Origin of the sequence: Massilia cavernae (assembly GCF_003590855.1) — a bacterium.
GTDB classification, from domain to species: Bacteria; Pseudomonadota; Gammaproteobacteria; order Burkholderiales; family Burkholderiaceae_D; genus Telluria_A; species Telluria_A cavernae.
The window spans coordinates 39,626-61,961 of sequence record NZ_QYUP01000125.1 but is presented as its reverse complement, the minus strand read 5'-3'; the positions used below and the strand labels follow the sequence as shown (position 1 = coordinate 61,961).

Annotated in this window: 19 protein-coding genes and 1 riboswitch; of the genes, 5 read left to right on the top strand and 14 right to left on the bottom strand. The window is 64.6% G+C overall.

Annotation, left to right across the window (positions count from 1 at the left end):
* Positions 1–139: 139 nt before the first annotated feature.
* Complete coding sequence (locus D3872_RS16810) at positions 140–1,900, bottom strand: M14 family metallopeptidase (RefSeq protein WP_119811887.1); 1,761 nt, start codon at positions 1,898–1,900, stop codon at positions 140–142.
* A gap of 182 nt (positions 1,901–2,082) precedes the next feature.
* Here D3872_RS16810 and D3872_RS16805 point away from each other — a divergent pair, with 182 nt between their 5' ends.
* The gene (locus D3872_RS16805) at positions 2,083–2,526 is read left to right on the top strand and encodes a nuclear transport factor 2 family protein (protein ID WP_182915833.1); all 444 of its coding nucleotides are present in this window, start codon (positions 2,083–2,085) and stop codon (positions 2,524–2,526) included.
* Between the two features lie 7 nt (positions 2,527–2,533).
* Here D3872_RS16805 and D3872_RS16800 read toward each other — a convergent pair whose 3' ends face one another.
* The 4 genes from D3872_RS16800 to hppD all read right to left on the bottom strand — a co-directional run bounded on the left by D3872_RS16800 (position 2,534) and on the right by hppD (position 9,511).
* A complete protein-coding gene (locus D3872_RS16800) occupies positions 2,534–4,087 on the bottom strand; it encodes a S41 family peptidase (protein WP_119811885.1) in 1,554 nt (517 codons plus the stop codon).
* An 87-nt stretch (positions 4,088–4,174) separates the two neighbouring features.
* Entirely contained in the window at positions 4,175–4,561 is a 387-nt protein-coding gene (locus D3872_RS16795) for a DUF3224 domain-containing protein (RefSeq protein WP_119811884.1), read from the bottom strand.
* Positions 4,562–4,708: 147 nt separating this feature from the next.
* Positions 4,709–8,263 (bottom strand): indolepyruvate ferredoxin oxidoreductase family protein, encoded by a 3,555-nt coding sequence (locus D3872_RS16790; protein ID WP_119811883.1) that lies wholly within the window; start codon positions 8,261–8,263, stop codon positions 4,709–4,711.
* Positions 8,264–8,380: 117 nt separating this feature from the next.
* Entirely contained in the window at positions 8,381–9,511 is a 1,131-nt protein-coding gene (hppD, locus tag D3872_RS16785; RefSeq protein WP_119811882.1) for a 4-hydroxyphenylpyruvate dioxygenase, read from the bottom strand.
* A gap of 124 nt (positions 9,512–9,635) precedes the next feature.
* On the opposite strand from hppD, the gene D3872_RS16780 reads away from it, so the two are divergent.
* The gene (locus tag D3872_RS16780) at positions 9,636–10,145 is read left to right on the top strand and encodes an Lrp/AsnC family transcriptional regulator (protein WP_119811881.1); all 510 of its coding nucleotides are present in this window, start codon (positions 9,636–9,638) and stop codon (positions 10,143–10,145) included.
* 12 nt (positions 10,146–10,157) lie between these two features.
* Here the strand turns inward: D3872_RS16780 and D3872_RS16775 are convergent, their stop codons facing one another.
* The 6 genes from D3872_RS16775 to D3872_RS16750 form a co-directional block, all read right to left on the bottom strand.
* On the bottom strand, positions 10,158–10,847 hold the full coding sequence (locus D3872_RS16775; protein WP_119811880.1) for a GNAT family N-acetyltransferase: 690 nt from the start codon (positions 10,845–10,847) through the stop codon (positions 10,158–10,160).
* Between the two features lie 89 nt (positions 10,848–10,936).
* A complete protein-coding gene (locus tag D3872_RS16770) occupies positions 10,937–12,481 on the bottom strand; it encodes a DAHL domain-containing protein (RefSeq protein ID WP_119811879.1) in 1,545 nt (514 codons plus the stop codon).
* 41 nt (positions 12,482–12,522) lie between these two features.
* Positions 12,523–13,668 carry a tRNA nucleotidyltransferase/poly(A) polymerase-related protein gene (locus tag D3872_RS16765; RefSeq protein ID WP_119811878.1) on the bottom strand — a complete coding sequence of 382 codons (1,146 nt, stop codon included), beginning with the start codon at positions 13,666–13,668 and terminating at the stop codon, positions 12,523–12,525.
* Between the two features lie 5 nt (positions 13,669–13,673).
* Positions 13,674–14,390: a glutathione S-transferase family protein gene (locus D3872_RS16760; RefSeq protein ID WP_119811877.1), complete on the bottom strand. Its 717-nt coding sequence runs from the start codon at positions 14,388–14,390 to the stop codon at positions 13,674–13,676.
* A 30-nt stretch (positions 14,391–14,420) separates the two neighbouring features.
* Entirely contained in the window at positions 14,421–15,383 is a 963-nt protein-coding gene (locus D3872_RS16755) for a complex I NDUFA9 subunit family protein (protein ID WP_119811876.1), read from the bottom strand.
* Positions 15,384–15,450: 67 nt separating this feature from the next.
* The gene (locus D3872_RS16750; protein ID WP_119811875.1) at positions 15,451–17,469 is read right to left on the bottom strand and encodes a lytic transglycosylase domain-containing protein; all 2,019 of its coding nucleotides are present in this window, start codon (positions 17,467–17,469) and stop codon (positions 15,451–15,453) included.
* Positions 17,470–17,501: 32 nt separating this feature from the next.
* Between D3872_RS16750 and D3872_RS16745 the strand changes: the two genes are divergently transcribed.
* Positions 17,502–18,128, top strand: coding sequence for a 5-formyltetrahydrofolate cyclo-ligase (locus tag D3872_RS16745; protein ID WP_119811874.1), 627 nt, complete (start codon positions 17,502–17,504; stop codon positions 18,126–18,128).
* On the opposite strand, the gene metF is transcribed toward D3872_RS16745, so the two are convergent.
* The 3 genes from metF to ahcY form a co-directional block, all read right to left on the bottom strand.
* Positions 18,103–18,948, bottom strand: a complete 846-nt coding sequence (metF, locus tag D3872_RS16740; RefSeq protein ID WP_119811873.1) for a methylenetetrahydrofolate reductase [NAD(P)H] — start codon at positions 18,946–18,948, stop codon at positions 18,103–18,105. The two genes, D3872_RS16745 and metF, sit on opposite strands and share 26 nt — an antisense overlap.
* Positions 18,935–19,288 carry a phage holin family protein gene (locus D3872_RS16735; protein ID WP_119811872.1) on the bottom strand — a complete coding sequence of 118 codons (354 nt, stop codon included), beginning with the start codon at positions 19,286–19,288 and terminating at the stop codon, positions 18,935–18,937. Before D3872_RS16735 ends, metF begins: the two co-directional genes overlap by 14 nt.
* A gap of 121 nt (positions 19,289–19,409) precedes the next feature.
* A complete protein-coding gene (ahcY, locus tag D3872_RS16730; protein WP_119811871.1) occupies positions 19,410–20,834 on the bottom strand; it encodes an adenosylhomocysteinase in 1,425 nt (474 codons plus the stop codon).
* Positions 20,835–20,860: 26 nt separating this feature from the next.
* Positions 20,861–20,931: riboswitch (S-adenosyl-L-homocysteine riboswitch) on the bottom strand.
* Between the two features lie 120 nt (positions 20,932–21,051).
* Between ahcY and D3872_RS16725 the strand changes: the two genes are divergently transcribed.
* Both D3872_RS16725 and dmeF read left to right on the top strand, forming a co-directional pair.
* On the top strand, positions 21,052–21,324 hold the full coding sequence (locus D3872_RS16725) for a metal/formaldehyde-sensitive transcriptional repressor (protein WP_119811870.1): 273 nt from the start codon (positions 21,052–21,054) through the stop codon (positions 21,322–21,324).
* Positions 21,325–21,362: 38 nt separating this feature from the next.
* A complete protein-coding gene (dmeF, locus tag D3872_RS16720) occupies positions 21,363–22,334 on the top strand; it encodes a CDF family Co(II)/Ni(II) efflux transporter DmeF (protein WP_119811869.1) in 972 nt (323 codons plus the stop codon).
* The last annotated feature ends 2 nt before the right edge of the window (positions 22,335–22,336 follow it).

Sequence of the window (22,336 nt, the reverse complement as noted above, 5' to 3'; positions counted from 1 at the left end):
GCGGGCAGAGGTTGACGCATCGGCGCACCCTTACCATCCCGGCGAGGAACCTGTGCGCGGCAAGGATGTGCCCTGAATGGTGCAGTGCCTCGCGCGGCGGATGCGCGCCATGCGCTTATCCGCCCAACGGGGCGTGGCGTTATTGCGGGGTTACGTTGGCGCGCATTACCGGATACAGGTTGAAGCGTTCGTCCCACGATGTATGACGGCGCGCGAAGAACTCGAGGCGGGCGTGCGGGTTCTTGGCGAAAGCTTCGTCGGTTTCGATGCGCTTTTTAAACTCCGCAGCCAGCGCCGGATCGGCGGCCATCTGCTCGCGCGCCACGTCCTCGGCGACGTATTCTTCCATGTACTCCTTGCGCTCGAATGCGTTGTTGAAGGCGCCCCATGCCAGCAGCGAGTCCGGCGATGCCGGCTCGAAGATCGCCACTACCAGGCGCGCCTTCGGCTGCGCCACCGGCACGAACAGCGAACCCTTGCCCAGCGCGCGCGCTTCCGGTTTCCAGCTGCCGGCCGTGGTCAGGCGCTGGTGCGATTCGAGCGAGCCTGCGCCGAAGGTGGCCGTGTCGGCGCGGTAGGTTTCGACATCGGCCTTTGCGCTCGCCTTGTCCAGCGTGCGGAAGCTGATGCCGTGCTGCTTCAGTTTCGCGGACACCATCGCCGCGTGTGCGGCCGGCACGATGTAGCCCGCCTTGGGCGCGGTGGCCATCACGTTCGGCACGATCTCGTCGCGCACCGGCACGCGCCAGATCTGCGGCTTGGTCTCGTCGTAGCGCGTCATCAGGATGCCAGACACGTCCGACGGCGTGCGCGTGTATTCGTAGCCACGGAAGTCGATCATGCGCGCCTTGTCGGTGGCTTTGTAGGTCAGCGGCAGCGTAGAGCCGGCCAGCTTGATGGCGCGGGCGTCGGCTTCATACGCGGCCTTCTGCCATGCCTTGCCGTGTTCGGCCACATTCACCAGTACCGATACCACCGTGTTGCGGGTCACCCGCACCCGGGTCGGATAATCCTTCCATGAGTGGGTCTCCACCAGCATCGCAAGGCGGTTCCGCAGTGGGAAGTAGCCGGTCGAGAAGCGAGGGTCGGACACGCCGTCGACAAAGCCCGATTGCGGGTTGTCGGTTTCGGCGAACGATATGTAGAACGCGTGCGGCATCGAGCCCTGCTTCTCGATATCGGCCAGCACGTTGGTGCGCAGCTGCAGGCCGGCCTTGCGGAACTCGACGTCGGCCGAATGCACCGGCTCCACCTGGATCGATACGTCGTGCTCGAACTTGGCGCCGTTGGTGACGTGCAGGTCGACGTAAGCCAATGGATCCCATGCGTTCACCAGCGCCAGCATCGCCTGCATCTCGGGCGAATCGGCCTTCACGTAGTCGCGGTTCAGGTTGAAGTTCTGCGCCGTGACGCGCCAGCCCATTTCAACCGGGCCGCGCTGGTTCGGACGGTTCCATTCCTTGAAGCGCTCGTGGCCGTCGACGTTGAATACCGGGACGAACACCAGCACCTGCTTGTCAAGCGCGCCAGGCGCCGCCTTGTTGTCCAGCAGGTCGCGCAGCGCCCAGAAGCCCGCGTCCTTGCCGTCGATCTCGCCGGCATGGATGCCGCCCTGGATCAGCACCACCGGCAGGCCGCGCTGCTTCGCCGCCTGCGGCGTGAACGCGCCGGCGCGCGTGACTACCAGCGCCTTCATCGTCCGGCCTTCAGGCGTGCGGCCGAAGTCGATGCACTTCACCTGCTTCGGATACGCGCGCTGGAAATCGCCGCACAGCTTGATCACTTCATCGTAACGCCCGGTGCGCTGGAACCCCGACTGCTCGGAAATCGTCTCCAGTTTGGCGGCGTGGGAAAGGGGTACGGCGGACAGCAAGGCAAGCACTAATGCGGTACGGATCATCGACTGGGCTCCGGCAGGTTGTGAAATGCCGGGCATGGGCGCGGCAGGCGGAAATTATAGTCGCGTTTGCGCCGTTGCAGTCAGGCACAAGGCCGGATTTATCTGAACAATTCTGGGCCGATCAGATTGACTCCGGCTGTGCAGTTTCCTAATCTGTAATGACAACTTTCGGGAGGACTGCGATGAATGCACAAGAAAACAAGCAGTTGGTGATGGGTGCCTATCAGAAATACCAAGACATGGATATGGACGGGGTCCTGGACGCTTTCGACGATGACGTCGAATGCACCGCGGAAGAGTGGGCGCCGATTCCGTTTACGGGCTGCTATCGCGGAAAAAATGAGCTGGCGGATTTCTTCACCAAGCTCCACGAGTCGCAAGACGTTCTCCGCTTCGAGCCGACGGCGTTCATTGCGGAGGACGACAGGGTGGTGGTGACCGGCCAGGGCAAGTGGCGGGTACGATCGACGGGGCGGGAGTACGAAAGCCCGTGGGTCCACATCTTCACCATCAGGGACGGCAAGGTGTCGCGCTTCGACCAGTATGCAAACACCGCCCTGACCGCGGAGGCGTTCGAGCCGCTGCCCGCAAGCGCCCAGGCTGCGGCGGCGCCGGGCCAGCACTGACTGGGCGTTAGCGCGGCCGGGTGTAAATCGAGATTTCGTCAACCGGCTCGCGCACCAGCTGCAGCGGCCGCGCGCTTGCACGCATCGCTGCCGCAGGCGCCGGACATGCATTGGTCTCGCGGTACTTCAGCGCCGCAGCCAGCATGCCCTCCTGGGTATCGCCCAATGCGTGATCGAGATCGTCCGGCACCGCGCAGGTCGGCGCGAAGCCGTCCGCGAAGTCGCCGAAACCCTTGGCGTTCACGCCCATGAACTCGATTGCGAAGTAAGTGGTGCCGCAGTTTGGTGTTGGCGTGAAGGCGTAAGGCTTGCCGCAGGTCTGGCCGCCGACCAGGTTCACTTCCACATCCACGCCGCGCAGGCTGTTGATGATCGACTCGCTCGCCGAGCAGGTGCCGGGTGTCGTCAGCAGCGTCACGCGCTTGAGGCCGAGGTAAGGCAGTTTCATGCCGGCGGTGGCCCGGCGCGGAGCCGCGAAGCCATAGGCGGTGGCGCGGAAGGGAATCGGTGGCTTTCGCGTGATCTTGTCGTTGTGGATCGGCTGCTCGAACACCTGGTCGGTGGTCGCATCCGGACCCGCGATCATGTAGGCCAGCTGGCTCGCGATATACAGCAGGCCGCCGCCGTTGTAGCGCACGTCGAGCACCAGGTCGTCGATCTGCGCTGCCTTGAACAGCTCGATCGATTCGATCAGCTGCAACTCCGACACCGCGTTGTGGTTGGCGAAGGTGAGGTAGCCGACCTTGCCGGTCGGAGTGTCGATCACCTTGGTGTTCTTGACCGGAACCGTCGACACGCTGGAGGCGGCCAGCGATGCGTGGACGATCGTGCCCTTGCGGTTCACCGTCAGCTGGTGGACCTCGCCCAAGGTTTTCGGGAACAGGCCGGCGTTGATCTTCGCGATCGCGTCGGCGTCGGCGGTGTTGACGAAGTCGACGCCATCGACAGTGAGCAGCTGGTCGCCGCGGCGCAGGCCTGCGGCATCCGCTGGAGCGCCAGGTTCGACGGTCGTCACCAGCCAGGTGCGCGGGGCGCCCGCGTTGGTGCTGCGCGACCACGCTACGCCGTAGCCGAATTCGACGCCCTTCGAGTTCAAGGCCTCCCAGCGCGCGCTGTCGTAGCTGAAGTGGTACTTGTCCTTCGGCTTGCCGGATGCGGTCAGCGCGGAGGTCTTCAGCACGTTGAAGTAGTCGACCGGGGCCTTGTAGTCCTCGGCGCGCAGGTTGGCGGGTACCTCGCGGTACCAGAGATAGGATTCGTCGATCCAGCCGCGCAGGAAGGTCATCTCGTCGGCCAGCGTGCCCTGCCGGTCAGGGTATGGCAGGTTGTTCGAGTTCATCTCCGTACGTGGCGCGGCGCACAGGTTCCAGTGCGTCAGGAAGACGGTGGTCGGCTTGGACGGTGGTTCGGGTGTCGCGGGTCCGGGCAGCGGTTCCGATGGCGTCGGGACGGGGACCGGTTCTGGCGCCGGCTGTACGGCCGGGGTGCCTGGACTGCCGCCGCAACCAGCGAGAGCGAACGTAATGGCGAAACCGGCAATGGCGAATCTGGATAAAATCATCCGGGCGATTATAGACGGCTTCGCGCCGCCAAATCACAACGAAATGTAACGGCGTTTAGCGTTGTTGTACCGCCGCTGCTGGCGTTATTACAAGGTGTAGTCGATCTCGTAATGATGCTGGCGCTCGACGATCGTCAGCGTGAGCTTGCCGGCGATGCCTTCCAGCTCGCCGGTGCCGGAACCGGGGACGATGGTGATCGTGAGGTGCTGCTCGCCCTTGTCCATCATGCCGGAATGGGCCAGCGAGAAGCCGCCCTGCTTGCCGTTCATGGTGCCGCTGACGTGTTCGATCGCGACGTAGGCGGCGCTGCCGTCGGCGGGGTTGCCGGCGGAGAGCATGTCGCCCTGGGCGGTTGCGACGAGGTCGCCGGTGTATTCCTTGTCGAGGAACAGGCGATTGACGGGAATGCGGCCTTCGTCGGCTGGCGCGGGGTGGAGCTTGACGGTGAAGGTGCCTTTGGCTTGGTGGGTCATGCACAGTCTCCTTTATTCATTCGATCATAACGTGATTTTGTTCTTCGTAGGGCGGAAAAGCGAAGCGCCTCCGCCGAAGGCACGCGTCGTGTTATCGCATGCATTCGGCGGAGGCGCTGCGCTTGTCCGCCCTACGGGTTTAAGGTTTTACGCCACTCGCGACACCTCGATCGTTTTGCCGAAATTGGCCAGCAGCGAAGCTTCCTTCGCCTTGGCCGCCTTCAGGTGACGCTCCTTCACGTGGCCATAGCCGCGGATGTCTTCCGGAATGCTGGCAATCGCCACCGCTTGCGACAGGTTCACCGCATTCAGCTTCGGCAGCAGGCCACCGACCGTCTCGCGGTATTCCTTGATCAGCGCGCGTTCCATCTTGCGCTCGGCGGTGTAGCCGAACACGTCGAACGCACCGCCGCGCAGGCCCTTCAGCTTGGCCAGCACGCCGAACGCCTTCATCATCCACGGGCCGAACTCCTGCTTGACCAGCTGGCCCTTGCTGTCGTGCTTCGCCAGCAGCGGCGGCGCGAGGTGGAACTTGACCTTGTAGTCGCCTTCGAACATGCCCGCGATCTTTTCCTTGAACGCGCCATCGGTGTACAGGCGGGCGACTTCATACTCGTCCTTGTACGCCATCAGCTTGTAGTAGTAGCGTGCGACCGATTCGGCCAGGCGCGTACCCTTGCCCAGTTTCTCTTCCTCGGCGCGCACCTGGTCGACGAAGGACTTGTACTGCTGCGCGTAGGCGGCGTCCTGGTAGGCGGTCAGCAGCTCGACGCGGCGGTTGACGATGTCGTCCAGCGTCTGGGTGCGCTTGAACTCGATCACCTTGGCCGGCACCGTCATGCGCGCCACCGATGCGAGGTCGTGGGCAGCGGTGCGGCCCCAGTTGAAGGCCGATTTGTTGAAGCCTACCGATACGCCATTGAGCTCGATCGCTTTCAGGATCGATGCTTCCGACAGCGGCACCTGGCCCTTTTGCCATGCGTAGCCGAGCATGAACATGTTGGTCGCGATCGAGTCGCCCATCAGCGCGGTGGCCATCTGGCCGGCGTCGACGAAGTCCACGTTCGATGCGCCGCAGGCGCGCATGATCTCGCCCTTCGACGACTCGGCCGGGAACTGCCAGTCGGGGTTCTTGACGAAGGCGGCGGTCGACGAGCCGGTCGAGTTGATCGCAGCGTAGGTGCGGCCTTCGCCCATGCGCGACAGCGCGTCGCGGCTGGCGGTGACGATCAGGTCGCAGCCGATCACAAGGTCGGCGCTGCCGGTGCCCACGCGGGTCGAGTGCAGGTCGGACTGCTTGTCGGCCAGGCGCACGTGCGACATCACGGGGCCGCCCTTTTGCGCCAGGCCGCTCATGTCCAGCACAATTGCGCCCTTGCCTTCGACGTGGGCAGCCATCGCCAGGATCTGGCCGACGGTAACCACACCAGTGCCGCCGATACCGGTGATCAGGATGCCGTAAGGCTGCGTGGTCAGCGGCAGCTTGGGCGTCGGCAGCGCCGGCGGCGATGCTTCGCCGGTGGCGGCTTTCTTCGGCTTCTTCAGCGCGCCGCCTTCCACCGTCACGAACGACGGGCAGAAGCCCGATACGCAGGAGAAGTCCTTGTTGCAGGACGACTGGTTGATCTGGCGCTTGCGGCCCAGTTCAGTTTCCAGCGGTTCCACCGACAGGCAATTCGACTGCACCGAGCAGTCGCCGCAGCCTTCGCAGACGGCTTCGTTGATCACGGCGCGCTTGGCCGGATCCGGGTATTCGTTACGCTTCCGGCGGCGGCGCTTCTCGGAAGCGCAGGTCTGGTCGTAGATCATCGCGGACACGCCCGGCTTGTCGCGCAACTCGCGCTGCACGTCCATCAGCTCGGAACGGTGGCGCACGGTGACGCCCGGCGCCCAGTTGTAGTCGGCCGGGTATTTCTCTGGTTCGTCGGTGACGACGATGATCGGGCCCACGCCTTCTGCAGCGATCTGGCGCGAGATCATGCCAGGGTCCAGCGGGCCGTCGAACTCTTGGCCGCCGGTCATCGCGACCGCGTCGTTGAACAGGATCTTGTAGGTGATGTTGACCTTGGCCGACACCGCCGCGCGGATCGCCAGGATACCGGAGTGGAAGTAGGTGCCATCGCCCAGGTTGGTGAACACATGCTTCTCATTGGTGAACGGCGCCTGGCCTACCCAGGTCACGCCTTCCGCGCCCATGTGGGTGAAGGTCGAGGTTTCGCGGTCCATCCACAACACCATGTAGTGGCAGCCGATACCGGCCAGCGCGCGCGAACCTTCCGGCACCTTGGTCGACGAGTTGTGCGGGCAGCCCGAGCAGAAGTAAGGGGTACGGTCGGTTTCAGGGTTCGGCTTGAGCGCGACGTTCTTCAGCACCAGCTCTTTCGCTTCGAGGAAGGCGATGCGTTCCTTGACGCGCTGCTCGACCGGATGGCCGGCGCAGTAGTGCGAGATGCGGCTGGCGATGGCGCGCGCGATCTGCGCCGGGTTCAGCTCATAGGTCGCGGGCAGCAGCCAGTCGCCGTGGCCGGTGCGGTTCTTGTTCGACCATTCGCCGGTGTCGTCGAACTTGCCGACCACGCGCGGACGCTCGCTGTCCGGCAGGTTGTACAGTTCTTCCTTCAGCGCGTATTCGAGGATCTGGCGCTTCTCTTCCACCACCAGGATCTCGTCCAGGCCGGCCGCGAATTCGTGCACGCCTTCCGCTTCGAGCGGCCAGGTCATGCCGATCTTGTACAGGCGGATGCCGATTTCGGCCGCGGCCTGCTCGTCGATGCCCAGGTCGGCCAGCGCCTGGCGCGTGTCGAGATAGGATTTGCCGGCGGTGATGATGCCGATCTTCGGTTTCGGGCTGTCCCAGATGATCTTGTTCAGCTTGTTGGCGCGCGCATAGGCCAGCGCCGCGTACCACTTGTAGGTGTTCATGCGGACTTCCATGTCCAGCACGGTGTCCGGCCAGCGGATATTCAGGCCGCCTTCAGGCATCTCGAAATCGGTCGGCGTGACGATCTGCACGCGCTCCGGATCGAAGTCCACCACTGCGCCGGATTCGATGATGTCGGTGACGCACTTCATCGATACCCACAGGCCGGTGTAGCGGCTCATCGCCCATGCGTGCAGGCCGTAGTCGATGTATTCCTGCACCGACGCCGGGTACAGCACCGGAATACCGCAGGCGTTCAGGATGTGGTCGGACTGGTGAGCGGTGGACGAGGACTTGGCTGCGTGGTCGTCGCCTGCCAGCACCAGCACGCCGCCGTGCTTCGCGGAGCCTGCGTTGTTGGCGTGCTTGAACACGTCGCCGCAGCGGTCGACGCCGGGGCCTTTGCCGTACCACATGGAGAACACGCCGTCGTAGTTCGCATCCTTGAACAGGTTGGTCTGCTGCGTGCCCCATACCGCCGTCGCGGCCAGGTCTTCGTTCATCCCGGGATGGAACTTGACGTGGTGCGCGTCAAGATGCTTCTTGGCCTTCACCGCGGTCATGTCGACGCTGGTGACCGGCGAGCCGCGGTAGCCGGTGATGTAGCCGGCGGTGTTCAGGCCTGCCTTCAGGTCGCGTTCGCGCTGCATCATCGGAAGGCGGATCAGGGCCTGGGTGCCGGTCATGAAGGCGCGGCCGCGCTCCAGCGTCCATTTGTCGTCGAGGGAAATCTCGTGCGACGGCTGGGGTTCCAGTGCCGAACGGTCAAGTGGTGCGTTCATTGCGTGTCTCCGTAAATTCGAATTCTTTGTGCAGCCGAAGCGGATGGCTTCATGGGCACCCGGGCGGCGCGCTTCTTGTGGAATCGGGCCGCCCGGTATTGCTGTTGAAATGACGCCTTATGCGGCGCTCTTGGCGGCCGGGTCCTTCAGGACGCCGCGCTTTATCTGGTCAAGTTCGATGGACTCGAACAGGGCGCGGAAGTTACCTTCGCCGAAGCCCTGGTCGCCCTTGCGCTGGATGATCTCGAAGAAGATCGGGCCGATCACGTTCTGGGTGAAGATCTGCAGCAGCAGTTCGCGCTCGGTCGCGTTGCTGTGGCCATCGATCAGGATGCGCAGGCGGCGCAGCTCGTCGAGGTTTTCGCCGTGGTTAGGCAGGCGGCGGTTGACCAGCTCGTAATAGGTCTCGATCGTGTCCTGGAAGGCGATGCCGGTGTCGCGCATGCCCTGTACCGACTTGTACACGTCGTCGGTGCCCAGCGCGATGTGCTGGATGCCTTCGCCGTGGTACTGGTCGAGGTATTCGGCGATCTGCGACTTGTCGTCCGACGATTCGTTGATCGGGATGCGGATCTTGCCGCATGGGGAAGTCATCGCCTTCGACTTCAGGCCGGTCAGCTTGCCTTCGATGTCGAAGTAGCGCACTTCGCGGAAGTTGAACAGCTGCTCGTAGAACTCCGCCCATTCCTTCATGCGGCCGCGGTAGACGTTGTGGGTCAGGTGGTCGATGTAGGTCAGGCCATGGCCGACCGGGTTCGCCACCGTGCCTGGAATGGCGACGAAGTCGACGTCGTAGATGCTGATGTCGCCGATGCCGCCCGGCTGAACGCCTTCGGCGGCGTTCTTGCCGCGCCAGCGGTCGACCAGGTAGACCAGCGAATCGCCCACGCCCTTGATGGCGGGGATGTTCAGCTCCATTGGGCCGGTCTTGTTATCGAAGCCCCAGGCGCCCATTTCCAGCGCGCGGCGGTAGGCGAAAGCGGCGTCCTTGACGCGGATCGCGATCGCGCACACCGAAGGGCCGTGCTTGCGCGCGAAGCGCTGCGCGAACGAATCCTTCTCGGCGTTGATGATGAAATTGATCTCGCCCTGGCGGTACAGGGTCACGTCCTTGTGGCGGTGGCGGGCGATGGCCGTGAAGCCCATCTGCTCGAACAGCGCGCCGAGCGCTTTCGGGTCCGGAGCGGCATACTCGACGAACTCGAAACCATCGGTGCCCATCGGGTTTTCCCATGGGGTGAATTGCATGATTGTCTCCTCAGATCAGGCGACAAGTATAGTCCGCCAGTCCGGGCATTAAATTGCAATCACTATCCCCATCGCGCCATTTTGCGCAATAATATTGCGTACAAATGCTGGCTTTGGAGAAATTATGTCAAAAATTGAGCTGGATAAAACAGATCGCAAAATACTTGCCATCCTACAAGCCGACGGGCGCCTGTCGAACCAGGACGTTGCCGACCGGGTCAGCCTGTCGCCGTCGCCCTGCCTGCGGCGCATCAAGCGGCTGGAGGAAACCGGGGTGATCCGGCAGTATGTGGCGCTGCTGGAGCCGACCAAGATCGGACTGGGGCTGCTGGCTTATGTGAACGTGAGGCTGGAAAAGCACAGCGAGGTGTCGACCAGCGCCTCCGGGGCGCGCCGGCCGACCAGTTCGCCGCATACGGACTTTGCGGCGTCGGTGGAGCACTGGCCGGAGGTGGTGGCCTGCTACGCGATGACCGGTGAGATGGATTACCTGCTGCGGGTGCACGTGGAGGATATGGAGCACTTCTCGCGGTTCATGATGAAGACGCTGCTGTCGCATCCGGCGGTGGCGGACGTGAAGTCGAGCTTTGCGCTGCAGAGGATTAAGGATACGACGGCGTTGCCGATTGTGTAGGGCGCCTCTCCGTTATTTCTTGAAGCTGAATAGCCTGGCCGCTGCGCGCGCATTGGCCTTCCAGGTGTAATCAATCTTCGCGACCTGCTCTTCGATCGCTTCCTGCAGCATGCTGGCGGGGTTCGCCGGCAGCAGCCGCAAATACGCATCCGCCTCGCCATACTCGCGCTCGATCTCCATCCCGGCCTTGCGCGCGATGCGCATCATGACCTGGTTCGACGACAGGCAGTGCATGTACAGCGTGTCCACATCCTGGTTGCGGCACCGGATCGCCGCCCTTTCGAACAGCTTCGATCCCATCCCAAGCCCGCGCGCGCTCTTCGACACCGATACGCCAAACTCCGCCACCCGGTCCTTTTCCGTCACCACCTTGCCCGGCGATTGTTCCTTCGGCGCGAACGCGAGGTGCCCCACCGCCACCAGCTTGAACATCCGGTTGTAGACGCCGTACACTGTGTCGCGGCTGAAGTCGATCCTGGCGACGTAGGCTTCCACCTGCTCGTCCGGCAGCACGGTGCCGAAGCGAAGCAGCCGGTCGCTGTCGTCGAGCGCGAGGAAGTGCTTGAGCATGCGGCGCCGGTCGCGCTCCCTCAGCTCCTTCACCAGCACCGTGCGCCTTTTCTTCCCGGCCGGCTCGGGCGAGCCGGCGCCGGCGCCGTCCGCGCCGGACCGGTTGAATGGATTCTTGAACAAGCCGTCCATCTGCCCTCCTTCGTCATTACGGGTTTATGTTGCACTGCACCATGCCGGCTATTGTAGCCCGGTCCGCTGGAATGCGTGCAAACGCTACTCTAACCCGAGCGCGCTCCGGGTTGGCGGGCAGCGGTGCGCGGCGCCGGGCAGGAGTCCCACTGCGCGCCCGGGCTGAAGACGAAGCGCGACTTGCCGGCCTGCTTGGCCGAGTACATGGCCTGGTCGGCCTCCGCCAGCAGCGTTTCGCCGGCCTCCGGGGTGACGATCCCGCCGCAGGTCGCGCCGATGCCGATGCTGGCCGAGATCCGCACCAGGTGCCCGTCGACCTCCGTGATGCCGCGCACGGCGTCCAGCGCCAGCTGGGCTACGCGGCCGGCGCCTTCCCTGCCCTTCACTTCCTCGAGCAGGATCACGAATTCGTCGCCGCCCAGGCGCGCCAGCACGTCCTCCTTGCGCAGCAGGGCCTTGACGCGGCTCGCCACTTCCTTGAGCACCATGTCGCCGGCGGCGTGGCCCCAGGTGTCGTTGACGGCCTTGAAGCCATCGAGGTCGATGAACATCACCACCACGATGTTGCCGCGGCGCGCGGCGCGCACCAGCGCCAGGTCGAGCAGGCGGGAAAACTGGCCGTAGTTGATCAGGCCCGTCAGGCTGTCGTGGTCGGCCAGCTGCTTCAACTGCTCCGCCTGCGCTTCCAGTTCGGCGGTGCGTTCGGCCACGCGCTGCTCCAGCGTGGCGTTGGCCGCCTGCAGGCTGCGGTTGACCACGCCGATGATCGTATAGCTGCGCCGCAGCCGGCGCGCGGCGTAGATCAGCAGCAGGAGCAGCAGGCCGGAATAGATGAACAGGAAGGTGCGGAAGCGCTGCTTTTCGATGATGCCCTGGTCGAAGGCGCGGTCGAACAGGCGCCCCAGCCGGTCCATCGCTGCGGCCGTGCCCAGCGCGGCGATGCGCGCATCGAGCGCGTTTTCGTGCTGGCGATGACGCAGGATCAAGCGCGCGTGCACGGCGACATCGTCGATGGCGTCGCGGATCGACTGCGGGAACGGGCCTTTCAGGCTAACCGCCAGCGCGATGTCCTGCTCGATGCTGCGCGCCAGTTCGGGTGCCGGAGCGAGGTTGTAGCGCAGGATGTCGGTCATCAGCGCGTTGAGCGCGCCGTCCAGCGCCAGCACCGTGCGCGCCGGCGCGGTGGCGCCGCCGATGCCGGTGACTTCGGCCTTCAGCGCGGTGATGGCTGGCGGAAAGTAGGACAGCGAACTGCGCAGGCGCGAGTTCTGCATCTTGAATTCTTCGGCCAGCGTGGCCTTGTCGCGCAGGCGCCGTGCCATGTCGGTGTACGCGGTGCGGGTTTCCGGCCCTGGCGACAACGGCAGCGCCTCGGCCAGCTGCTGCTGCAGTTCGCGCATGCGCGGCAGCGGCGCCGACAGCGAGGCGTAGTCGGGGTTCAGGCCGACATGCAGGCGCAGGATGTTGACGGTCCATTCGGCGTCGAGCTTTTCAAGCTCGCGCAGCGTCAGCATGACGCGGTTCTGCGCTTCGATGTCGGTGGCCTGTGTACGGTTGAACAGGTAGCCGAGCATGGCCGTCAGCGCCACCAGCAGCGCAATGACCGCAAGACGGCGCGGCGAAATCCCCTTCATTGTTCCTCCGTCCCAGTGCGGCAAACCGAAATCCAAGAATATCAGGATTTATTAGCGCTTCCTTCGCGAGAATGTAAGCAATAGTTTCCGTCTGGCAAGCGAAAGCGGGCCTCGACGGCATTCACACGGGCGGCGTGGACGGCGCCGGGAATGCCCTGCTTGTCGTCGCCGCAGCCCAGGGCGATGGCGCCGGCGTCGACACCGCGCGCGGCTGCGAGCGCCTGCAGCAGGAAGTTCTTTTGCGGGAAGGGACTGCTGCGGAAGCCGCATTCGGCGGCGCGCAGCATCTGCTCGAAGCGCTGCGGCTTGCGGAAGCCGTCGCAGCGCGAAAAAAGGGTCACCAGCGCGTCGGCGTCCAGGATGTCGGCACGGCTGACGGTGCCGCGTTCGCGCGCGGTCATCACAGCCAGCTCGCGGCAGTCGTTCGGCACCTTCAGGCGCTTGCACAACTGTTCGATTGGCTGCACATCGAGACCTTGTGCCAGCGCGGCGAACCGCACCGGCAGCTCGTGTCCCGCCCCGGCGGCGCAGTCGGTCACCGCCATGGCGCCGGGGCCGGCGTCGAGCTCCGGCATGATGCGCGCCAGCGCACCGCATTCGCGCAGCACCTCGAACATGCGCGAAGGCTTCTGCTCCATCAGCCCGCGCGACAGTTCCTGCCATACGCGCTCGGGCACCAGCGCGTCGACTTCACCCTCCTCGGCCATCTTGCGCATCAGCGCGTTGGTCTCGGGGGCGACCGAGAATTCGGGGAAGCGCGCGGCGAAGCGCGCCACGCGCAGGATGCGCACCGGGTCTTCGCCAAACGCGTCGGACACGTGCCTGAATATCTTGTCGCGGATGTCCTGCCGGCCGTTGAACGGGTCGGTCAGCGCGCCGTCCTCGCCGCGCGCGATGGCGTTGATGGTCAGGTCGCGCCGCACCAGGTCCTGTTCCAGCGTGACGTCGGGCGAGGTGTGGAACACGAAGCCGCGGTAGCCGGGCGCGGTCTTGCGCTCGGTGCGCGCCAGTGCGTACTCTTCCTGGGTTTGAGGGTGAAGGAAGACCGGGAAGTCCTTGCCGACGGCGCGGAAACCCTGGGCCGCCATCTGCTCCGGCGTGGCGCCCACCACCACCCAGTCGTGATCCTTCACGGGCAGGCCAAGCAGCTCGTCGCGAACCGCACCGCCGACGATATAGGTCTTCATTGGCCTTACTTCAGCAGTTCGTCTTCGTGCTTGCCCGCGGTTTCGGTTTCTGCCAGCGCTTCGGCTATCCAGCGCGCCACCGCAGGATGGGCGGCCACACGGTCGCAGTAGGCCTGCAACGCGGGGGCCAGCGACACGCCATAGGTGCGGAAACGCATCACCACCGGCGCGTAGAAGGCGTCGGCAATCGAGAAGTCGCCGAACAGGAACTGGTGGTGGCCGAAGCGCGACAGGCACTCTTCCCAGATTTCGCAGATGCGGCCGATGTCGCCTTGCGCGCCCGGCGTGCGGCCATGGCCCGGCAGGTGCTTGCGGATGTTCATCGACATCGCGCTGCGCAGGTCGGAGAATCCGGAGTGCATTTCGGCGCTGACCGAACGCGCCATCGCGCGCGCCGCCACGTCCTGCGGCCACATGTGCTTTTCCGGGAACTGCTCGGCCAGGTATTCGCAGATCGCCAGGCTGTCCCACACGATCATCTCGCCCGCCATCAGCACCGGCACGCGGCCGGCGGCCGAATATTCGGCGATGCGGCTGGAGGTGTCCGGCATGTCGAGCAGGATGCGCACTTCGGTGAACGGGATGTTAAACGCCACCATCGCCACCCACGGACGCATCGACCACGACGAGTAGTTCTTGTTGCCGATGACGAGGGTCAGTCCTGCCTTGCGGGCGTCGTCGAGGGTTTGCGAGAGGGTCGGGTCGAGTTCGGTCGTTTGCATGGTGGCCTGGGTAGCGGTTGAAAGGATGGGTTAACGCCCGGCGCGGGCGCGGTACTGGTCGAACGGTTCGGACGGCGACAGGTAGTGCGGCGCCACCGCTTCGATGGCCGTGAGCTTGATGCCGAGGCGTTCCGCTGTCAAGGACTCGATCGCAGGGTCGATCACGTTATCGACCTTCATGGAGTCGAGGTTGTCGCGCGTGATCAGCGGAGTCCCGGGCAGCATCTCGAAGAACAGCGCCTGCAGCCAGGCCACTGAGCGCGGCAGCCGGATGACCGGGCGCGGGTGGCCCGAATAGCGGCCGGCCAGGCGCACCAGGTCGATCAGCGGGTAAATGGTTGGCCCGCCAAGCTCGTACACCTGGTGGCGCGTCTTGGGGTCGAACAGCACGTGGGTGTAGGCGGTTGCGACGTCGCCCACGTAGACCGGCTGGAAGTCGGTGTCGGCGCAGGCCAGCGGGATCACCGGCAGGCGCTTTTGCAGGCGCGCGAACATGTTGAGGAAGTTGTCGCCCGGCCCGAACACCACCGAGGGACGGAAGATGGTGGCCGCCACCGTTGGCTCGCTGCGCGCCGCCATTTCGCCGTCGGCCTTGGAGCGCTGATACATCGAGGGGCCGTCGACCGAGGCGCCGAGTGCGCTCATGTGCAGGTAGCGCTTGATGCCCTCGGCCGCGCAGGCGGCAACGATGCGGCGCGGCAGTTCGACGTGGGCATGTCGGAACTCGGGGCCGTAGGGCATGCCGCGGCGCGAATGCAGGATGCCGACCAGGTTGATGACGGCGTCGCGCCCGGCCAGCAGGCGGCGCAGCGTGGCGTCGTCGCCGATGTCGGCCTCGACCACCTCGACGCGCGGCAGGTAGGTCAGGTGCCTGGCCCGCTCGACGCGCCGGGTGGGGACGATGATGCGCACGCCTTCGATCGACAAACGCGCCACCAGGTGGCTGCCGATGAAGCCGGAGCCGCCGAACACTACCACTGTCATGTCTTTCATGGGAACCCTGCAGGTTGGTTTCGCCAGACTGCTTGCAATGCCGTAAACGATACCACTTTAGCAAACATCAGGGCAGATCGTTGTTCCCCCTGGGGCCGGGCGTCACCACCCCCAGCCTTGCCTTGAGCGACTGCGGCCGGTTCTCGAACAGGGCCGCGTAGTTGGTCGCGTTGGACATCACGTTCTTGACGTAGATGCGGGTTTCCATGAACGGGATGGTCTCGGCGAAGATGGCGCCTTCGACCGGCTCGGCTAACGACGCGCGCCAGCGCTTGGGCCGGCCTGGCCCCGCATTGTAGGCGGCGGTGGCCACCGGCTGCGAGCCGTCCGCGCGCTCGAGCACCATGTTCATGTAGTTGGCGCCCAGGACGATGTTGGTGCGCAGGTCGGTCAGCTTGTCCTTGACGTAGTCCAGTCCCAGCTTGCGCGCCACGTAGTCGCCGGTGGACGGCATCACCTGCATCAGGCCGGACGCGCCGGCGCTGGAACGGGCGTCGAGCATGAAGCGCGACTCCTGCCGGATCAGGCCATACACCCAGGACTTGTCGAGGCCCAGGTCCTGGGTGGTGGGGTGCAGGATCTCGATGTGCGGCGACGGAAAACGCTGGGTATAGTCGAACATCGTGCGGGTGCGTTCGGAAGTGTTGACCATGCGGTCGAGGATGTCGTTCTGGCGCGCGAATTCGGCCGCCGCCAGCAGCTCGCGCTCGCTGAATTTGCGCAGCTCCCAGTTCCATTCGCGCGCGCCTTCAGCGCGCATGCGCATTTTGAAGAAGCGCAGCGCGCGGCGCAGGCCGGGATTGGCAGCCATGGCGTCCACCTCGGCGGCCGTCACCGGCGGCCCGGGAGGCGGTATCGATATCCTCTGGCCCAGCGCTTCCAGCGCCAGCTGGCCGTAGAAGCTGTTCTGGTCGACGATGCTGCGGTACATGGCGATCGGATCGGGCTGGCCGTTGCCGTTGCCGTTGCCGTTGCTGTTGCTATTACCGTTGCCCGGCATTGCCGCCGTCGCGCGCGGGACGCCGCCATTGAGCGCCTGCAGCGCGCGCGCATGCCAATAGGTCCAGGCCGGATCATTGCTCAGCTGTGGCGGCATCGCGGCGATGGTGTCACGCACGGTGGCCCAGTCGTGGCGGCGCAGCGCGGTGCGCGTCTTCCACTGGATTTGTTCGTTGCTCAGGCGGGCGCCGTTCGCACGCCGCCAATATTCGTGCGCCTCCGGATCGAGCGCGAGCGAGGCGGCATGCGCGATGCCGGCCCAGCCAGTCGCCAGTTCCACCGGGGTCAGGCCGGGCGCGTTTTTCTCGAGCGCGACCACGGCCAGCCTCAGGCTGGTGCGCGCCATGCGGCCGATGGCCACCAGGTAGATCGCGCGCTCGCTGGCGTTGCCGCCGACGCCGCGCGCCATGGCGAGTGCCGGATAGTCGACCGCCTGCGCGGCACGGGTGTCGGAGGCGCCCAGCAGCAGCGCGGTGCGGCGCGACGGACCGGTGGCGTCCATCTCGCCGGCCAGGCGCAGCTGGAACAGCAGGTCGTCCGTGCCGAACTGGCCGGACTGCGCCAGCGCCGCCACCAGCGCGCCGCAGGCGTCGCCGTAGCTGGGCGGATGCAGCAGCAGCTTGCGCGCGTCCGGCGCGACGTTCTCGCCCTTGGCGTGGCGCGACATCAGCGCGTAGCAACGGACCTGCAGGTCGTCGCTGCCGGCAAGCAGGGCAAGCTGCTGGTCGAAATTGGTCCAGTCGCGCGCGCGGCCCAGTTCGGCCAGCCAGTCGAGGCGCAGGCGTTCGGCGATCGCGCTGCCGTCATGGCGGCGCAGGAAATCGCGCACTTCGTCGGGCGACGCCGTACGCAGGCGGGGTTTCAGGCGGTAATATTCGACATACTGCGCCATCTCGTAATTTGGAAGAAGCCCGGCAAGCAGGGCAGCCCTGGCGGAGTCGTTCTTTTGCGCGGCCTCGCGCAGCAGCATGAAGGTGTCGTCGGCCGGGCGCGCAAGCACCGCAACCCGGTCCGACTGCGCCGGGGCTGGATCCGCGAAGGCAAGTGCAAGCAAGGCGCCGGCTAGCAATTTCGGTAGGTAATTCAATACATGACTCTCGACGAAACTTCAGTGAACACATGACCGGCGAATCAAGAATACCACGCAGCAGCGCAGCCTCGCCACCCTCCGCGGCCGGCGACGCAACACCCGTCGTTGCGGAAGACAAGGCGTCTTTACGCAAGGCACTGCACGCGCTGCGGCGCGCCCTCGATCCGGCCGTGAAACAGGAATGGGACGCGCGCATTTGCGAACAGCTGATGGCGTGGTGGCGCCACAACAAATTTGAAAACATCGGTGTGTACTGGCCGCTGGCGGGCGAACCCGACCTGCTGCCGGCCTACGGGCACCTGGCCGCGGCCGGCGTGCGGCTGGCGCTGCCGGTGGTGCTGGAGAAGAATGCGATCCTCGGCTTTGCCGAATGGCAGCCGGGCGAAGCGATGGAATGCGACCGCATGGGGGTCGCGGTGCCGAAGGACTTGCGCGCGGTCGAGCGCCCGGAAGCGCTGGTGATTCCCTGCCTGGGGTTCAACGCGCACGGCTACCGGCTGGGTTACGGGGGCGGCTACTACGACCGCACGCTGGAGGCCGAACCGCGCCCCCTCACCCTCGGGATCGCCTACGCGCACTCGGCGGCAGTGTTTCCCGACGCGCCACACGACGTGGCGCTGGACCTGGTCATCACCGAGCGGACGGCGCCGCGCTGAGCCGTTCCCACAGCGCCGTGGTGGCCGCCGCCTGATTCATGCTGTAGAAGTGCAGGCCGGGCGCGCCGCCGTTCAGCAGGCGCACGCACATCTCGCTGACCACGTCGAGGCCGAATGCCTTGATCGAGGCGCTGTCGTCGCCGAAGCTGGCCAGCTTGAGCCTGATCCAGCGCGGGATCTCGGCGCCGCACATCTCCGAGAAGCGCATCAGCTGCGAGTAGTTGGTGATCGGCATGATACCTGCCACCACCGGCACATCCAGGCCCAGCTTGCGGGTCTGGTCCATGAACGCAAAGTAGGCGTCGGCGTTGTAGAAGTACTGGGTGATCGCCGCATCGGCGCCGGCCTGCACCTTGCGCGCGAACGCCTGCAGGTCGTCCTGCGGCGAACGGGCCTGCGGATGCACTTCAGGATAGGCCGCCACTTCGATGTGGAACCAGTCGCCGGTTTCGGCGCGGATGAACTCCACCAGCTCGCTGGCATAGCGGAACTCGCCGCCGCCGCCGTAGCCGCTCGGCAGGTCGCCGCGCAGCGCGACGACGCGGTCGATGCCGTGCGACTGGAACTGCTTCAGGATCGCGCGGAGCGATTCACGCGAAGCGCCGACGCAGGACAGGTGGGGCGCGGCCACATGGCCGGCCTGTTTGATGTCGAGCACGGTATCGAGCGTGCCCTGCTGGGTACTGCCGCCGGCGCCGAAGGTCACCGAAAAATACTTCGGCTTCAGCAGCGCCAGTTTGTCGCGGGTGGCGCGCAGCTTCTCGGCGCCTTCCGCGGTCTTCGGCGGGAAAAATTCGATACTGAAATTATCGGTTTCCATTGTCTTTGAGGAGTAAGGTCGACAGCGCCCATGAAATGATGCTGTACAGGATGGCTGCCAGGAAAGCCGACCAGAAACCTTCGACGTGGAATCCCTCCACCATGTGCGCGACGCCCCAGAACAGCAAGGCGTTGATGACAAGCAGGAACAGCCCGAGCGAAACCATGGTCACCGGCAAGGTGAGCAGCACGAGCACGGGACGCACCAGCGTGTTCACCAGCCCCAGCACGAGGGCGGCAATCAAGGCCGCGCCGACATTGTTCACGGTCACGGAACTCATCAGGAAAGGCAGCGCAAACAGGGCCGCCGCATTGATCAACCAGGTCAACAATAAGCGCATGTTCAGGGCGAGGTCTGGCCTCGGCAATCGAAGTGTTCTGGACGGCCCGTGTCGGGACGTTTGCGCGGTACTGCGCAGACGCCGGACCCGCCTTGTGGGCAGGTCCGGTGCTACTTGTATATTAGTAGCGGTAGTGCTCAGGCTTGTAAGGGCCTTCCTTGCGCACGTTGATGTACGCGGCCTGCTCCTCGGTCAGCTCGGTCAGCTGCGCGTTCAGCTTCTTCAGCTGCAGGCGCGCGACCTTCTCGTCCAGGTGCTTCGGCAGCACGTACACGCCGACCGGATACTTGCCGGTGTTGGCGTACAGCTCGATCTGGGCGATGGTCTGGTTCGCGAACGAGGAGCTCATCACATACGAAGGGTGGCCGGTGCCGCAGCCCAGGTTCACCAGGCGGCCTTCCGCCAGCAGGATGATGCGCTTGCCGCTCGGGAAGATGACGTGGTCGACCTGCGGCTTGATGTTTTCCCACTGATATTTCTTCAGTGCGGCGACATCGATCTCGTTGTCGAAGTGGCCGATGTTGCAGACGATGGCCTGGTCCTTCATCTTGAGAATGTGCTTCTCGGTCAGGATGTGATAGTTGCCGGTGCAGGTGACAAAGATGTCGCCGTGTTCGGCAGCGTAATCCATCGTGACGACGCGGTAGCCTTCCATCGCCGCCTGCAGCGCGCAGATCGGATCGATTTCGGTGACCCACACCTGCGCCGACAGCGCGCGCATGGCCTGGGCCGAGCCCTTGCCCACGTCGCCGTAGCCGGCGATCACGGCGATCTTGCCGGCGATCATGACGTCGGTCGCGCGCTTGATGCCGTCTACCAGCGATTCGCGGCAGCCGTACAGGTTGTCGAACTTCGACTTGGTGACCGAGTCGTTGACGTTAATTGCCGGGAAGGCCAGCTTGCCGTCCTTGTGCATCTGGTACAGGCGGTGCACGCCGGTGGTGGTCTCTTCGGTCACGCCGAGGATGTGCGGCAGGCGCTTCGAATACCAGTGGGCGTCGCGCGCCAGGTGGTGCTTGATCGAGTTGAACAGGCAGATTTCCTCTTCCGAGCCCGGATTGTCCAGCACCGAGATGTCGGCTTCGGCGCGCGCGCCGAGGTGCAGCAGCAGGGTGGCGTCGCCGCCGTCGTCGAGGATCATGTTCGAGTAGACCGGACCCGATGCGTCGGATGGCCATTCGAAGATGCGGTGGGTGTAGTCCCAGTATTCGTCCAGGGTTTCGCCCTTGACTGCGAACACGGGGGTGCCGGCGTTGGCGATGGCCGCGGCGGCGTGGTCCTGGGTCGAGTAGATATTGCACGATGCCCAGCGCACACTGGCGCCCAGCGCTTCCAGCGTCTGGATCAGTACGGCGGTCTGGATGGTCATGTGCAGCGAACCGGTGATGCGCGCGCCTTTCAGCGGCTGGCTGGCGGCAAATTCCTCACGGATTGCCATCAGGCCCGGCATTTCGGTTTCAGCGATCTTGATTTCCTTGTCGCCCCAGGCGGCCAGGGAGATGTCGGCGATGTGGTAGTCCTGCAAGTCTTTGAGTACGGCGCTCATCACGCCCTCCTTTCAGTTAGAAAAAAGTAACGTGAGCGCGGTTGCTGTAAGACTCCGAGCCTGGCGAAATGGATTCGTCGCAACGCTCCTCGGAAATGCGATTGTAACACCAATGGCACTGGCCCGGCCATCCCGGGGATGGCAACCGGCATGCGTAATGTCGTTTTTTATTGCCGTGATAGTATACCCCCCTTAGGTATTTTATTTGGAGCGAGCTGTGCACACTGCGCGGGAAAAATCGAAATTGCTGGCGCGGGTACGCCGTATCCGCGGCCAGGTTGAGGCCATCGAGCGCGCGCTCGAGGCGGAGAGCGGCTGCTCTGAAATTTTGCAGCTGGTTGCCGCTGCGCGGGGCGCCACCAACGGGCTGATGGCCGAGCTGATCGAGGACCATGTACGCGAGCATGTCGCCAGCCCGGAACGGAGCGAGGCCGAGCGGGCTGCCGCGGTGGACGAGCTGGTCGAAGTGGTGCGTACCTACCTGAAGTAAGAACCAGGCCGGGAATTTACAGGCAACAAAGGAAAGATATGATCCGTAGCAACAACGACATCCACGCATCGGCATTTGTCCACGACCACGTTTTCGACGGGGGCAAGCATGCAGCGGAGCGCGGTACCCGCCTGGTCATGTGGATCACGGCGCTGATGATGCTGGTCGAGATTACTGCCGGCTGGTGGTTCAATTCGATGGCCCTGCTGGCCGATGGCTGGCATATGAGTTCGCACGCGCTGGCCATCGGCTTGAGTGCGTTTGCCTATTCCGCGGCCCGCAAATACGCGCGCGATCCGCGCTTTGCTTTCGGCACGTGGAAGATCGAGATCCTGGCCGGTTACACCAGCGCGGTTTCGCTGCTCGGCATCGCCGGATTGATGGCGTTCAGCTCGTTCGAACGGCTGCTTTCCCCGCAGCCTATTCATTACCGGGATGCGATCGTCATTGCGGTGATCGGCCTGGTCGTCAATGTCGCATGCGCTGTCATCCTCGGCGGCGCCCATCATCATCACGGACACGGCCATGACCATGGGGAGCATCATGGGCATGACCACCATGGTGCCGGCGATGGGCATCGCCACCACGACCTGAACCTCAAGGCCGCCTACCTGCACGTCATCGCCGATGCCGCCACGTCGGTACTCGCGATCGCGGCGCTTGCCGGCGGCTGGCTGTTTGGCTGGGCATGGCTGGATCCCGTCATGGGCATCGCCGGCGCCGTGCTGGTCGCCCTCTGGGCCAGGAACCTGATTGCCGATACCGGCAAAGTGCTGCTCGACCGGGAAATGGACGCGCCAGTCGTCGAGGAAATCCGGCAAGTGGTCGAGGAAGACAAGCGCAACAAAATCGTTGACCTTCACGTCTGGCGGGTTGGGCAGCACGCATATTCCTGTGCATTGACCGTCCTTACCAGGGATCAGGATCTCACCCCTGACCATATCCGCGACCGGCTGGCGATTCATGAGGAAATCGTTCACTCGACAATCGAAGTGAACTACCTTGCCTAGCA